The sequence below is a fragment of the Soehngenia saccharolytica DSM 12858 genome (genome assembly GCF_059568515.1).
In genome coordinates, this window is sequence record NZ_JCANTN010000010.1 from 26961 (window position 1) to 40833 (window position 13873).

Annotated in this window: 19 protein-coding genes and 1 riboswitch; all 19 genes read right to left on the reverse strand. The window is 32.3% G+C overall.

Annotated features, from left to right (window positions below):
- Positions 1-10: 10 nt before the first annotated feature.
- Entirely contained in the window at positions 11-1255 is a 1245-nt protein-coding gene (locus BO51_RS04270; protein ID WP_496484293.1) for a flagellar hook-length control protein FliK, read from the reverse strand.
- Between the two features lie 35 nt (positions 1256-1290).
- The gene (gene fliJ / locus BO51_RS04275; protein WP_496484295.1) at positions 1291-1725 is read right to left on the reverse strand and encodes a flagellar export protein FliJ; all 435 of its coding nucleotides are present in this window, start codon (positions 1723-1725) and stop codon (positions 1291-1293) included.
- Positions 1726-1743: 18 nt separating this feature from the next.
- On the reverse strand, positions 1744-3054 hold the full coding sequence (fliI, locus tag BO51_RS04280; RefSeq protein ID WP_496484297.1) for a flagellar protein export ATPase FliI: 1311 nt from the start codon (positions 3052-3054) through the stop codon (positions 1744-1746).
- 3 nt (positions 3055-3057) lie between these two features.
- Positions 3058-3813, reverse strand: coding sequence for a FliH/SctL family protein (locus BO51_RS04285; protein WP_496484299.1), 756 nt, complete (start codon positions 3811-3813; stop codon positions 3058-3060).
- Positions 3797-4804, reverse strand: coding sequence for a flagellar motor switch protein FliG (gene fliG, locus BO51_RS04290; RefSeq protein ID WP_496484301.1), 1008 nt, complete (start codon positions 4802-4804; stop codon positions 3797-3799). Before fliG ends, BO51_RS04285 begins: the two co-directional genes overlap by 17 nt.
- 7 nt (positions 4805-4811) lie before the next feature.
- Positions 4812-6350: a flagellar basal-body MS-ring/collar protein FliF gene (gene fliF / locus BO51_RS04295; protein WP_496484303.1), complete on the reverse strand. Its 1539-nt coding sequence runs from the start codon at positions 6348-6350 to the stop codon at positions 4812-4814.
- 19 nt (positions 6351-6369) lie between these two features.
- Positions 6370-6657, reverse strand: a complete 288-nt coding sequence (gene fliE, locus BO51_RS04300) for a flagellar hook-basal body complex protein FliE (protein ID WP_496484305.1) — start codon at positions 6655-6657, stop codon at positions 6370-6372.
- Between the two features lie 11 nt (positions 6658-6668).
- A complete protein-coding gene (gene flgC / locus BO51_RS04305) occupies positions 6669-7103 on the reverse strand; it encodes a flagellar basal body rod protein FlgC (protein WP_496484307.1) in 435 nt (144 codons plus the stop codon).
- A 13-nt stretch (positions 7104-7116) separates the two neighbouring features.
- Positions 7117-7497, reverse strand: coding sequence for a flagellar basal body rod protein FlgB (gene flgB, locus BO51_RS04310; RefSeq protein WP_496484309.1), 381 nt, complete (start codon positions 7495-7497; stop codon positions 7117-7119).
- A 50-nt stretch (positions 7498-7547) separates the two neighbouring features.
- Positions 7548-7624: riboswitch (cyclic di-GMP riboswitch) on the reverse strand.
- Positions 7625-7757: 133 nt separating this feature from the next.
- Positions 7758-8099, reverse strand: a complete 342-nt coding sequence (locus BO51_RS04315; protein ID WP_496484311.1) for a hypothetical protein — start codon at positions 8097-8099, stop codon at positions 7758-7760.
- The gene (gene fliS / locus BO51_RS04320; RefSeq protein WP_496484313.1) at positions 8096-8458 is read right to left on the reverse strand and encodes a flagellar export chaperone FliS; all 363 of its coding nucleotides are present in this window, start codon (positions 8456-8458) and stop codon (positions 8096-8098) included. The genes BO51_RS04315 and fliS overlap by 4 nt, the downstream gene beginning before the upstream one ends.
- A gap of 17 nt (positions 8459-8475) precedes the next feature.
- Positions 8476-9858 (reverse strand): flagellar filament capping protein FliD, encoded by a 1383-nt coding sequence (fliD, locus tag BO51_RS04325; RefSeq protein WP_496484315.1) that lies wholly within the window; start codon positions 9856-9858, stop codon positions 8476-8478.
- A gap of 5 nt (positions 9859-9863) precedes the next feature.
- Positions 9864-10262, reverse strand: a complete 399-nt coding sequence (locus BO51_RS04330) for a flagellar protein FlaG (RefSeq protein WP_496484317.1) — start codon at positions 10260-10262, stop codon at positions 9864-9866.
- Between the two features lie 5 nt (positions 10263-10267).
- On the reverse strand, positions 10268-10498 hold the full coding sequence (gene csrA, locus BO51_RS04335) for a carbon storage regulator CsrA (protein WP_496484319.1): 231 nt from the start codon (positions 10496-10498) through the stop codon (positions 10268-10270).
- Positions 10498-10950: a flagellar assembly protein FliW gene (fliW, locus tag BO51_RS04340; protein ID WP_496484321.1), complete on the reverse strand. Its 453-nt coding sequence runs from the start codon at positions 10948-10950 to the stop codon at positions 10498-10500. Before fliW ends, csrA begins: the two co-directional genes overlap by 1 nt.
- Before the next feature lie 6 nt (positions 10951-10956).
- A complete protein-coding gene (flgL, locus tag BO51_RS04345) occupies positions 10957-11853 on the reverse strand; it encodes a flagellar hook-associated protein FlgL (RefSeq protein ID WP_496484323.1) in 897 nt (298 codons plus the stop codon).
- Positions 11854-11856: 3 nt separating this feature from the next.
- Positions 11857-13185 (reverse strand): flagellar hook-associated protein FlgK, encoded by a 1329-nt coding sequence (gene flgK / locus BO51_RS04350; protein WP_496484325.1) that lies wholly within the window; start codon positions 13183-13185, stop codon positions 11857-11859.
- Positions 13186-13194: 9 nt separating this feature from the next.
- Positions 13195-13560 carry a hypothetical protein gene (locus BO51_RS04355; RefSeq protein WP_496484327.1) on the reverse strand — a complete coding sequence of 122 codons (366 nt, stop codon included), beginning with the start codon at positions 13558-13560 and terminating at the stop codon, positions 13195-13197.
- Positions 13553-13852, reverse strand: a complete 300-nt coding sequence (gene flgM, locus BO51_RS04360; RefSeq protein ID WP_496484329.1) for a flagellar biosynthesis anti-sigma factor FlgM — start codon at positions 13850-13852, stop codon at positions 13553-13555. Before flgM ends, BO51_RS04355 begins: the two co-directional genes overlap by 8 nt.
- Between the last annotated feature and the right edge of the window lie 21 nt (positions 13853-13873).

Below are 13873 nucleotides of genomic sequence, written 5' to 3' on the forward strand. Positions count from 1 at the left end.
TTGCCACCTCCTATGCAAGAATATTTACTCCTACAACGTTGTTATCATTAAATTGCGGGAATTTTAATGCTTGAATGTCTTCATTGCTATTCTTATTCCAATAATGTTTGTTTTGCCTGTTGCTGTCGCTAGCATTTGAATTCTGGTTGAAATTTGATTGATTTTTTGCAAACTCAAAATTTAAACTGTCATTTACAACTTTTACTTCAAATTTTGAAATGGTAATATTTTGTTTCATCAAGCTGATTGATAGTTCGTCAATCTTATTGAGAATTGCATTTTTTGTGCTTTCGCTTTGAACCATCATTATAGCTTTTAAATCTCCATTTTCTACTTTTAAGTCAATGCTTAGTTGTCCTAAATTGTCTGGTTTAAGTCTAATATTTATAGAAGCTATATCTCCATCTGTTTTAGGCTTCTGTATGTCAATTATTGCATTTTTTATTGACTCTAAATTTTTTATTTCTGAATTTAAACTCCTAACATTGTTATCAAATCTAGATGTAGAAATGTTATCAAAGCTTTTTTGGATTTGTAAATCCAATTTTGTCATATTGTCGACTTTATCTTTTGTAGTTTTGACTTCTTCATTAAACTGCATCCTTGAATCAGTTGTATTTTGGCTATCTTTTTCGAGGAGTTTGCTTGGATTTTTTATCTCTTCTCCTAAAGATTGAGTGTTTAACAAGGTGCTGTCTTTCGAATTATTCTCATTAAAAGAATTTTTACCGATTTTTATGCTTTCTTTGTCTGTCTTGCTTATTTTATCAGTTTTATCATCTAGCGTTACTTTATTAATCGCGTCATCTTCAATGACTAATCTACCTATAGGCATCGTTTTTTCTAGATTCTCATTGGATGCTTCTGCGCTATTTGCTATTGATAGAATATTTTCTAAATCATATGTTCCAGACTTATTCACCTTAATATTGTCTTCTTCTGATAATAGTTTTTCTTTTAGTTGAGATGCATTTATATCTAATGAATTGTCCCTTAAAGGGATTAGATTCAAGTTGCTAATTAAAGGTAACATGTTTGTTATATTATCCAAATCATCTAAATCTTTCTCTAGAGAATCTATCTCCTCAGGTTTCAAGCTATGACTTTGAGAATTTAAATCTTTGTCTGATTCTTCAATGTTTTTATTTTCGAGCATAAATGTTTTTAATGTTGATTTAAAATCATCTGATGTGTTTTCACTATCACTCCTTGCTACAGTAGTTTTTTGATTAAAATTTATTTTGCTTACTTCCACTTTCTCACCCCCTTCAAAATTTAATTATCTAAAAATTAATTTTTAGTTCGTTTAAATTTCATCACAGAGATATCGTCGAGTTCTTTTTGTTCTTTTAAATTCCTTTTATAAACAAACTGGGAATAATCCTTTTCTTTTAATTTATCCATTATTTTTCTGTCTGTTTGAGCTTTCTTAAGTTCATTCCTTTTTTCTTCCAATGATTTTCTCTTTTCGGTTAAGAGCAGCTTTTGCATTTTGATATTCTCCTCTAAAAGCTCTCTATATAGTTGCAATTGCAATAGCTCATTTACATTTTGAACACTGCATATTTTTTCATTTATGCTTTTTAGCTCCAAATTTAACTTTGCTATCTCAGTTTCCATTTGAGAAATTTCATATCTGATTTTAGCAAATTCCTCTGCTTTCTGTTTTTCAATTTCTTCCCTGTAATCTAAAACTTTTTCCATATAAAAACTGTATTCTTCCACATTAAGACCCTCTAACAATTAGTATTCTAAACTATTTTCTAGTAATTCAAGAGTTTCATCAAATGTATAACTCTCGTCTATATTTTGCTTCAAAAATGAATTTATTTTAGGATTTAGAGCGATCGCTCTATCTATATTTATATTGCTGCCACTTACATATGCTCCAATATTTATCAAATCTTCAGCTTCTTTATAAATAGCTACATTTTCTTTTAACTCTCCAGCAAGAGCGTAATGCTTTTCTGTAACTATTTCTTTCATCACTCTGCTAATGCTATTTTGAATATCAATTGATGGAAAATGATTCTTTGAAGCTATTTCTCGTGATAGTATGATGTGCCCATCTAATATACCTCTTACTGCATCAGCAATAGGATCGTTCATATCATCACCTTCTACGAGGACAGTATAAAATGCTGTTATTGAACCTTCTTTGCTCATTCCACTTCGCTCTAAAAGTTTAGGTAACAATGCAAATACTGATGGTGTATATCCTTTAGTCGATGGAGGTTCTCCTGTAGCGAGGCCTATTTCTCTTTGTGCCATTGCAAATCTTGTTACAGAGTCCATCATCAACATAACTTTTTTGCCTTGATCTCTAAAGTATTCAGCTATCGCTGTTGCTACAAAAGCACCTTTAAGTCTGACAAGAGGCGGCTGATCAGAAGTTGCACAAACCACTACACTTTTTTTATAGCCCTCTGTTCCTAAGTCCTTTTGTATGAATTCAAGAACCTCTCTACCTCTTTCTCCAATCAAGCCAATTACATTAACATCAGCTTCGCAATACCTAGCTATCATTCCTAATAAAGTGCTCTTGCCGACTCCACTGCCCGAAAATATGCCTACTCTCTGCCCTTCACCACAAGTCAATATTCCATCTATTGCTTTAACTCCAGTACTCATTATGGTAGAAATCCTTCTTCTGTCAAAAGGATTGGGTGGTTCTCTATCAACATTGTAAAATTCACCGTTTACTTTTAATTTTCGATCTAGTGGCCTTCCAAGTCCATCAATAGTATGCCCTAATAAGTCATCACTTATTTTAATGTTTAATCTTTTCCCAGTAGGTTTAACTAAACATCCTGGTCCAATCCCACTCGTTTCATCTAAAGGCATGAGCAATACACAATCATCTTTAAACCCAACAACTTCTGCAAGCACAATGGCTTTTGTTGATCTTATTATAATTTCACAAACTTCTCCAATAAAAGCCTCTATGCCTTCTACCTTGATTATTAACCCTATGACTTCAGTAACTTTTCCCATTATTAAGTAATGCTGTTTATCTTTAACTTTTCTATTCAAATTGTCAAAATCCATTTTCATATTCTAATCACCTGAATTAATTAAGTCGTTGACAATTGAGAGTATTTGATTTCTAAACTGCGCATCAATGATTTTATTGCCAGACTCTATGATACAGCCGTTGTTTTCAATGTCTGAATCTTTCAAAATTATGAAATTCAACTGTTTATGTCTTTCTTTTAATTTTGGCAAATTCTTTTTTAATAGTTCATATTTACTTGGATTAACAGTTATTATTACATTTGTTTCACTTTCTATTTCTTCAATTATTGGATAAATTACATTTAAGATATTCTCGTCAGAAGTATCAATGGCAATATTAGCTATTTTTTCTGCAATTGTGGCTGCTAAATTAATTATTTCTTCTTTGAAATTTAAAAGAAACTCCTCTCTTTCTTTTTCAGCACTTTTTAAAAGGTTAACTGCGCTTAATTTAATGCTCCCAGATTCTTTAATTGCTTTTTCTTGTCCCTCAATATAGCCTTGTTGAAAGCCTTTATTATAGCCCTCTTGTACAGCGTTTCTTTTAATATTCTCTATCTCTTCACTTGTTTTTTTTAAAATATAGTCTCTTTCAGCTTCTGCTTCCTCTATTATCCTTTGTTTTATAGAAATAGCTTCTTTTAATTCATCATCCTGTTGTTCTTTAATTTCATTAACATCCAAGTTTTCTTTATTTGTATCGATATCTATTTTTTTCATGTTCACTTCTTTTACTTCAACTGTATCGTAATCCAACTTAACTTCATGTTTTTTTATGACTCTATACGATGATTCCATCTTGATCTCCTCTTGCAATAACAACTTCACCAGCTTCTTCAAGCCGTCTTATTATATTGACAATTTTTCTTTGAGCTTCTTCGACTGTCGATAACCTTACTGGACCCATAAACTGGATATCCTCTTTTAACATTTCCGCGGCTCTTTGAGAGATATTTGCAAAAACAATGCTCGTGACTTTTTCTGATGCGCCCTTTAATGCCAGTGCTAAATCTTCATTGCTTACTTCTCTCAAAATTCTTTGGATAGAGTTCTTGTCTAAGTTTACTATATCCTCAAATACAAACAGGCTAGACTTGACAGCCTCTGCTAATTCTGGTTCTTCTACTTCCAATGAAGAAATTATGTTTTTCTCTGTATTTCTATCAACAGAATTTAAAATCTCCACTAATGTCTTTACTCCACCAATAGTTTCTTGTTCATTGTCTATAAGTCCCGAGAATTTTTCTTCCATAACTTTCTCAATTCTCTTAATTACTTGCGGAGAAGTTCTATTTATTGTCGCTATTCTTTGTGCAATATCTGCTTGTAAATCAACTGGAAATTGAGATAATACTGTTGCTGCTTTGTCAGGTTGCATATAACATAAAATTAAAGCTGTAGTTTGTGGATGCTCGTTTATTAATAGATTTGTCAACTGTTGTGGATCTGCACGTCTTGCTATTGAAAATGGTTTTTCAATCTGTTTATATTGATATAAAACATCTATTACTTCCTTAGCTTTTTGAACTCCTAAGGCTTTCGTCAAAAGATTTTTAGCGTAGTCTATACCTCCATCCAGCACAAATTTTCTAGCAGATGCCATATCTATGAATTCATCGATAACTTTGTCTCTTTCTCCTGGCTCTACATAATCAATATTTGCTATCTCGTAAGTTACTTGTTGTATCATATTGTCTGGTAATAGCTTCAATACCTGAGATGACACTTCAGGTCCTAGAGATATAAGAAATATAGCTGCTTTTGTTGTTCCCTTCCTAGGATTTTTCATCTACCATCTACTCCCTTAACCATGCTTTAATCAGTTCTGCCGCTAATTCAGGATTCTCTTTTGCATAATTTTGCGCCATTTTACCTCTATTGTCATCTGGCACTTCTATCTTTTCCTTGAATTCATTTTCTTGCATTACTTTTATTGTGTCCTCAACAGTTACCCCATTTGTTAGCTTTTCTTGGAATTCTTTGTCTTCTTTTCTATTTCTTCTACTAATCATAATAACAATCCCAACAATAAATATAAGCGCTCCAGCTCCTATTCCTATGACAAGAGGCAAGTTATCCTTAATGAAACCATTGCTAATATTTTCTTCAGCAGGGATATCCTCGCTTAAATCTTTATTAAACTCAATTCCAACCACATTTATTAAATCTCCACGCTCGCCATTAAATCCAATTGCCGTTGCAATAATATTCTGTATATTTGAAATATTAGCTTGGCTTAACTGTCCATCGTATATAACAGATGTACTAATCTTGTTTATTTTCCCAGGTGCTCTTATAATAGATGTGGTTTCTGTAGTCAATTCATTATTTGTAACTTTTGAATAAGTTGAGTTTTCACCATCTACACCTTGAACTACATTGCTTATATTGTCATTTATATTTCCACCTGTGGCATTTTGAATATCTATGTTGTTTCCGCTTACATCTACTTGCTCACTTCTTACAACCGGATTTCGGTATTCTATTATAGTGCTTTCTGAAGAATCAAAATCCAAGTCGGCAAAAACTGATACTTTTATTTTATTAGCTCCAAATGCGCTGCCAAGTAGAGAATTAAGCTTATTTTCTAATTCTTTCTCAAATTGCCTCCTTATTTCTTGTTGTTTGCTGATTAAATTTGATGTCCCAATGCTAGTTCCATCATCGGCTAAAAATGAACTTAGCAATACGCCTGATGAATCGATAACTTGAATGTTTTCTATTGGAATATTATCAACTGCGCCAGATACTAATGCCGCTATTCCTCTAATCATTTCCTCGGTGACTTTTTTAGTCGGCTTAACATCAATTATAATAGAAGCAGAACCTTCCTTTTCTTCAGCTTCAAAAATAGTTTTTTGAGGTAAAACCAAGTGTACTTTTGCATTGCTTATAGCATCCAATGACATTATGCTTCTTTGCAGTTCTCCAGTAACTGCTCTTTGATACATTATCTGCCTGTCCTCTTCAGTCATCATCATGCTAGTGCTGTCAAATATCTCAAATCCGATCGAATTCTCTGGCAGCATGCCATTCATTGCCAAATCCATTCTATATGTGTCTATATAATCCTCATCTATCAATATAGTTGATCCACCATCTGCGACTTTGTATTTTATATTTTTTGACTTAAGGTCATTTACAATGGCACCTGCATCATCTAGTTCCATGTTTGTAAATAAAATCTGATAAGTAACTTTGTTGGTAAAATAAGTCAACCCAATTACAACAGCAGCAATAATTATAATTGTTGCTAACATTCTGTTTTTCTTTTTTTTGTCAATCTTTTCCCATCCGCTTTTGACATTGCTAAATGCTGATTTTACACCGTCCATTTAAAGCTTCTCCTTTAACTTATAGTTGCATATTATTGAGTTCTTTATAAGCTTCTACAACTTTATTTCTAATCTGAACTGCTAACTCAAGAGAGAGCCTTGCCTCTTCCGTTGCTATCATGACTTGGTGTAAATCTACATTTTCTCCACTTATAAGGTCATTTATGTAATTGTCAGCCTCCACTTGCTTATTGTTTAATTTTTCTAGTTGTTCATTCATTATATCTTTGAAATCAACCCCTGTTTCGTTGTTTAGCTTTGTATTTACAGGTTTAATGCTTGATAATCCTACCTTATTTATTTCCATGATACTCCTCCTTAACCTTTCGAGATATCTAAAGCTTTTTTTAGAATTGCTTTATTTGCATTTAAACAGGTCACATTTGCTTCATATGCTCTTTGAGTGTTTATCAAAGCAACCATTTCATCGACCATATTTACATTCGGCATCTGAACATATCCATTTTCATCAGCATCTGGGTGTGTTGGGTCATAGACAAGTCTTAGTTCGCTTTGGTCTTCTTCTATACCGTCTACTTTAACACCACTGCTAACTTTTTTTGCTGTGCCAGTAGTCCTATTGATTTCTTTTTCTAGGTTTTCGCTAAATGTGACTACTTTTCTCCTATACGCTTCTCCATTTTCAGTCCGAGTAGTATTTATATTTGCAATATTAGTAGAAATAATATCCATTTTTAGTCTTTCCAATGACAATCCACTTGCATTTATCTGCATTGACTTAAATATGCTCATATCTTATTCCCCTTTACCTGTTTATTACATAATTCAAACTAGATAATTTTGCATTTATTATCTGAGTAAGCGCACTGTAATAGATTTCATTCGCGGCTAGTTCTGTCATCTCTAGGTCAATATCAACATTGTTGCCATTGTCGTTATACATTGTGTTTGTTCTTTTTTTAACAATCGGTTCCACATCACTCGCCTTGCTGGCACCGAAATGAAGTCCATCTGTCTTAATTAAACTAACTCCTTTAATCGCTTTTTGAAGGTGTTCTTCAAATTCAACTTTATTTACTTTATAATTTGGGGTATTAGCATTGGCGATGTTGCTTGATATGGTTTTCTGTCTGAGAGAAGAAACATCTAATCCTTTTTTGATAAGTTGGTAACTAATATCACTCATTTTTATCCTCCCCATCCTAGGTTAATTTTAGGTACAAAAAAACTTTTTTCTTCGATAACTGGCTGCCTCATACAAAGGCCCTATAGCTTTGCGACCCTACCTTGCGATAGGTGTGCCATTTCGAAAAAAAGTTGTACTCCATCCCATGTTACAATTATGTTGTTTTTGGTACAATTGTGTTACAAATTTACTGTAATAATATCACGGTATGCACAAAAAAGCAACATAAAAATAAAAAAAGCCAAGTTTTTACCTTGGCATTACAATATATCTTTGTCAATAAATACTGTGTCATCTACTTGTGTTATATAGTTCTTCAAAACCTTGTCCTTCAGATTCAACTGCTTGTTTTCTTCAAGAAGCAAATCTCTGCTAGAATTCAACGAAGAAATAAAATCCCGTAACTGCTCAATGGCTTCTATAAGTTTCTTTTCATAAAGTGAACTATCAACGTTTTCGATTGTATTATTTTGTCTAATTTCTTCCAATATTTCGTTGTTTTTTTCAGCTAAGTCTATGGCTGATTCAATATTTCCATCCCAATTATTTAAATTCTCGATAATTTTTTCCAATAATTTTATTCTATTATCCTTGTCAATCATAACTGAGCCCACGCATCTCTAAGCTCTTCCAAAAACCTCTTAACTTCTCTAATGGCGTCAATGTCTTTATCGATGTTTGCTCTCACGAGCCTAAAATAAAGATAATCATACAACTTGTACAAATCTTCTGCAATCTTTCCGCCCTGTTCAAAATTTAAAGTGTTCATGAATTCAATTAGAATATCTTGGGATTTTTTTATACATTCGTTGGTTTTTTCTATATTTTTCTCATTAATAGCTATTTCTGCTAATTTAAGATTTTTTATAGCTCCATCATATAGCATTACAACCAACTTTGTTTTTGAAGCTGTATACACTTCGTTTTCCTTATATGCATTATATGCTTGAGCTTGATTCATAATAACACCCCACTAAACTATTTACTAGTGCTAAAAGCACTCAGCTGTGTTGTAAGCCAGTTCATCTGATCTTCAGCCTGCATCATTGCTGTATCTAATTTTGAAAACATATTTGTATAGTACTCTTGTTTTTTCTCCATTCTCTTGTTAAAAACTTCAATTTGCCTATTTATATCTTTTAGAGATCTTTCAAAGCTCTCAGTCTTATTTTTTACAACCCCGTTTGATTTGGATATATATGAATCAATATAGTTGTTTAATTTAGGAGCGAATCCAACTTTACTGCCATTTAATTCTGAAGAAAAGAAATTAATAACATTCTCTGGATTTTGGCTTAAATTATCCAATAATTTAGATTGATCAAATTTCAATACTCCTGATTTATCTGTAGTTGAAATGCCAAGTTGAGATATATCTTTAATTGTAGTATTTGGGTTCTGAATTGAAGATGTTACCATCCTCCTAAGTGTTGAATGAAGCATTTGTAGGGATGAATCGCCCGCAAGTACTCCTCTTGAATTTGCAACTTCAGGATTTCCTGCTGCTATTTTTTCTTCGATAAACTGCATGGTAGAATTGTATTGATCTATAAAATCTTTTACCGCACTGGCAATTTTATCGTTGTCATTTGTAATATTTATTGTTTCATATTCAGAAGAACTTTGATGCATCTTCTTTAAATTAATTGTTACATTTTCAATAACATCTGTTATTTCGTTTGTTGATCTTTCAACTTCAATTCCATTTACAGTAAATTTAGCATTAGTACCTTGATTTACTATTTTTTCTGTGCCCAGCTTTAGAGCTTCTAACAATTCTTCGGCTCCAAACACTTCAATATTTCTGTTCCCCGTTTTTACATCGCTTAATATAATTCTTCCATCTATAATGCTCGAACTAATTCCTGTTGTATTTGTATTCAAATTGATCTCGTTAGTTATAGTCTTTAAGCTGTAGCCATCTTTAATTTCTATTTCCTTTTCAATTCCTTCATGATTTTTCAAAGTAATTATTCCATTTAAATGAAGCTCATCAGTAATTTTTTGTCCTTCAGCTAATACTTTGCCTCCAATTATATTTGTAGATGTTGCTAAAGAAGCTACATTGATCTTGTAACTGCCTGCTATTGCTTTGCTATTTGGGCTCATAGTCACAATATTATCATTAGTTGATAACGACTTTTTAGAAGTAAATGTATTTGCATCTTGCAATACCTTTAATTTTTCAAAAAGTGAATTTAGTCTTGTATTAATGTCTTTCCAAGCATTTTGCTTGTTTGTTATTGTGGTTTTCTTGTCAGTTAATTTAGTCAATGGAATTCTTTCTGCTTCCATAAGTTTATCGATCGACGTTTGATCTATTCCCGAATATGTTCCTAGAAAATTTATGCTAGATGCCACTCTCATCAACCCCTTTCATCTACAAGTATCCCAACTAGATCCCAAATGCTAGCTACCAAGTCAAGTATTTTTTCTGGTGGAATCTCTTTGATTACTTTATCCGACTCGTTATCCACAAGTTTTACCATTATTCTCCCTGTTCTTTCATGAACTTTAAATTCAAAATGATCGCTATCTTTAAACAAATACTTATTAGCTTCGTCAACCGCTTCAAAAAGTTTTTTTGGATCATACGCTCTAGTATTATCTAGATTTGCTTCGATTTCAGTTTTTATTTTTATTTCTTTGTTAAATGATGTACTGTCAATTGTGCTAGTTCCCTTTTTTATGCTATCTTTGTCGCTTATTCTTTCAGTTTTTACAATTTCATTTGGCTTCATTACTTGTTTTATTGGATTTACCATAAGAATCACTCCGATTTAAAATTATCTATTAGTAATTCATTCAAATCTAAATCAATTTCCAATGATTTTTTGTTCTCGTTTGCTATTTCTTCATATACTTCTTTCCTCAAAATATTAATTTGTCTTGGAGCCTCGATGCCAATTTTAACTCTGTTTTCCTGTACATCTAATATTTTAATCTCTATGTTGTTCCCTATTACAATTCCTTCTCCAATTTTTCTGTTTAGTACTAGCATCACTCACCAGCTCCCTTAACCATTAACTTATGCTTTGTTGAATAGGAAGTATAAGTCAATACATATTGCTTGCCTATTTTAGATTTAATATTTATAATCACAGGAGCTAGTAGATTCGCAGTACTCTCTTCTAAATTTTTACCTAATGTTACTATTGAATAGACCTCTAAAGTGTTTTCAATTTGTGGATTTAAGTCAATAGTATCAAGTTCTTTATCAGGTATATCTATCTCATAGTCTTCAAAAAAATCCCAAGGATTTATCAATATAAAAGAAACATTTGCATTGTCAACATCCTGTAGAAATTTAAATAGGGAATTGCCTGGAAAGTCTATTAACACAAACCGATTGCTATTCTCGAACCCTAATATTCCATTCGGAAAGTTTATAATGTACTCATTTTCAATTTCTAATTCGCCTAGATATTTAGTTCCAATTTTTAATTTTTCCATTTTTATTCACCTTAAATAATCAAGTAAACTTGGTTGTAATATTTTTGCTCCAATCGACAATGAAGCTAGGTATACGGAATTGAGAGTGTTCGCTTCTGTATATTTTTGCGCTAAGTCTATGTCTTCTCTTTGTGATAAAAGATTCTTCAAATTCAAGTTTTCTGTTTCATTTCTCTCTTTGGCTGCATCCAGCCTATTTGAAATGGAACCTATTTTAGACCTGAAGCTTAATAAATTGTCTATATGTTTGTCTAAATCGCCAAGAAGATTGCCTGATAGAGATTCGGTTTCTCCATTTTCTAAAGCATTTACAATGTTTTTTAACAGGCTTCCCAACTGTTGTTCATCAGGCTGCCCCTTATTGATAGTAGTAAATTCTTCTCCATTGACTGCTAAATCCACTTCAACTCCAGTTGAGATTTCCCTCTTTATGTTATTATTGTTCCCTTGATATGTCAAAGCATTATCGAATGGTTTGTCTGTTGTCTTTGTCCCCGAGAAGATATACCTGCCGTCAAAATTTGTATTCAATACGTCTGCTAATTCCCCAATTTTTACTTTTACCTCTTCTGTTATCGCATTTCTATCATCATTGGATAAAGTTCCATTGGCTCCATATATAATTAGCTCTCTAATCCTTTGAATGGTTGAGGTTGCTCCTTGCAAAGCGCCGTCTTGTGTGTCTACCCAGCCTATGCTATCATTGATAGTCGCATTGTATTGCTCATTAGTAGATATAGTGTTTCTTAAATCCATTATCTTAGAAACCAATAGGGGATCTTCAGAAGGTCTTGTGACTACTTTGCCTGAAGATAGCTGGTTTTGAAGTTTTTGCATGGACTCTAAATTTTTATTTAAATTTCTCAAATAATTAGTTGTTAAGGTAGAATTTGTTATTCTCAATTATTACACCCCAGTCCTGTTAATAAGCACATCAAGCATATCATTTAACACAGATATTACTTTGGCGTTAGCTTCGTATGCCTTTTGATATTTTAAGACATTCGTTACTTCTTCGTCTATCGATACTCCCGAAGTCGACTCTCTTTTTAGTACGAGTTGATTTAACAACACCTCTTGATTTGAAACTATATTATCTGATTGCTGTTTGGATATGCCAACTCTAGTAACTATATCGTTGTATTTGCTAGGTATTGTTGAGCCATCTGTAAGTATTTTATTCCTTAATTTTGATATGTCTAAAGCTCTTTCTCCATCGCCCTTTTCTGGAGTATACCCTGGTGCAATTAATGAATTGTTCTTGTCAATAGCCGGATTAATCTTAATGGTTTTAGCTGAATCGAAATAATCAAATATGTCATTGCCTGTATTATGAATAGCATTAACTTTAGTAGCCATCAAATTTGCAAAATCATCAAGTTGCTTTTCAACATCTACTAATACATCTATGCTCTCTAAGTATCCCTTTATCTTTCCACTTGGTACTACTGTTATGATGTCAGCCCCAATCAATATATTCCCATCAGAATTTTTATCTAGTTTATTCTTGTTGTTTTCAACTAAAACTACTTTTCCATCTATGTCAATTTTTGCCCTGCCGAATTCGTCGTAATTAACGTTTACCTTAGCTATACCTGATAGATCTTTTAATAATAGATCTCTTTGGTCAAGTAAATCGTTTGGCACTTCACCTTTGACAGATATATTAAATATCTGCTTATTTAAAGCATCTATTTTTTCAACTGTAGAATTGAAATCCAAAATATTCTTTTCTATTTGATCATTTGTCTCTATTTTCAATGATTCTATTTGGTTGGCTATGTGGTTTATTGTTTCGACAAGTGCTTTTGATTTTTCAACAACAATTGTCTTAGCGCTTAAGCTTTCTGGATTTTTACTTAGTTCTTGCCATGCATTAAACATTTCATTTAAATTAAAATTTATGCCTGTTGTTGAAGGTTCGTTTAAAATTATCTCTAGTTGATCTAATGTTTGTGATTTGACATTGTATTGTTCATATGCGCTATTTTCATTTCTTATTTGTTTATTGACATAATCATCCACCATTCTAACAACGCTTTCCATTTTTACACCTGTTCCTAGTTGTCCTACCCCCGCAAGTGTATATGATAAATCAGCTTGCATTTGTACTCTCTGTCTTGAAAAACCCTCTGTGTTTGCGTTTGAGATGTTGTGGCTAGCAGTGTGTAGTGCAGTTTGCTGAGCTAATAGTCCTTTTGTCGCTGTGTTTAAAGTTCCAAATATACCAGACATGTTCTCCTCCTATACCGTTTGGTCAATAAATGTAGATAAATCGTTTTTTTCTAATCCATTTTTCTTGTAGGTATTGCCTTTCGATAAGACTTTGGCAATACTCTCCATAATGTTTTTCTCATAGCTCAATGCTTGTTCAGTTAACATTTGATTGGTTTTTTGAAGCTCGATAACTTCGGCAAACAACTTCCTCATGTTTTCATTTATATCAATATTGTTCATATCTAACAAATTAAGTTCATCTAATTTTTTAGTTTTTTCTTCTATTATGGATTCAAGGACTCCTCCATCATCATGGATTAGTGCATCTTTTTCAATCAATAGAATTTTTTTAAGGCTTTCCAAAGTATTCATCATTTCTTTAAAATTATTCATTGATTTCACTTTCTTTCTGTTTTTCCATAGCTGAAATTATTTTTTCAGCTATCTTCTCTGGCTCTACTTTATATGCTCCTTCCAATATCTGCTTTCTAATTCTCTCTACTTTTTCACTATAGTCGACATTGGACATCATGTTTATCCTGCTTGTCAGTTTCTTTGCAGAGTCTGAAATTTCTATATTGACACTTTTTGAGATTCTTTCTTCCTTGTCATTATTTGGTTTCTTTTCGTTTTCCTTATATATGTTATTTACTATATTTTGGTTTTGTATTCTACTTATCTTCATAAAAATTCCTCCTCTTACTTT

Coding starts and splice junctions, on each gene's coding strand:
- fliI (WP_496484297.1), bottom strand. CDS start 3,054: ATGAAAATGGATTTTGACAATTTGAATAGAAAAGTTAAAGATAAACAG.
- BO51_RS04285 (WP_496484299.1), bottom strand. CDS start 3,813: ATGGAATCATCGTATAGAGTCATAAAAAAACATGAAGTTAAGTTGGAT.
- fliG (WP_496484301.1), bottom strand. CDS start 4,804: ATGAAAAATCCTAGGAAGGGAACAACAAAAGCAGCTATATTTCTTATA.
- fliF (WP_496484303.1), bottom strand. CDS start 6,350: ATGGACGGTGTAAAATCAGCATTTAGCAATGTCAAAAGCGGATGGGAA.
- fliE (WP_496484305.1), bottom strand. CDS start 6,657: ATGGAAATAAATAAGGTAGGATTATCAAGCATTAAACCTGTAAATACA.
- flgC (WP_496484307.1), bottom strand. CDS start 7,103: ATGAGCATATTTAAGTCAATGCAGATAAATGCAAGTGGATTGTCATTG.
- flgB (WP_496484309.1), bottom strand. CDS start 7,497: ATGAGTGATATTAGTTACCAACTTATCAAAAAAGGATTAGATGTTTCT.
- BO51_RS04315 (WP_496484311.1), bottom strand. CDS start 8,099: ATGATTGACAAGGATAATAGAATAAAATTATTGGAAAAAATTATCGAG.
- fliS (WP_496484313.1), bottom strand. CDS start 8,458: ATGAATCAAGCTCAAGCATATAATGCATATAAGGAAAACGAAGTGTAT.
- BO51_RS04330 (WP_496484317.1), bottom strand. CDS start 10,262: ATGGTAAATCCAATAAAACAAGTAATGAAGCCAAATGAAATTGTAAAA.
- csrA (WP_496484319.1), bottom strand. CDS start 10,498: ATGCTAGTACTAAACAGAAAAATTGGAGAAGGAATTGTAATAGGGAAC.
- fliW (WP_496484321.1), bottom strand. CDS start 10,950: ATGGAAAAATTAAAAATTGGAACTAAATATCTAGGCGAATTAGAAATT.
- flgK (WP_496484325.1), bottom strand. CDS start 13,185: ATGTCTGGTATATTTGGAACTTTAAACACAGCGACAAAAGGACTATTA.
- BO51_RS04355 (WP_496484327.1), bottom strand. CDS start 13,560: ATGAATAATTTTAAAGAAATGATGAATACTTTGGAAAGCCTTAAAAAA.
- flgM (WP_496484329.1), bottom strand. CDS start 13,852: ATGAAGATAAGTAGAATACAAAACCAAAATATAGTAAATAACATATAT.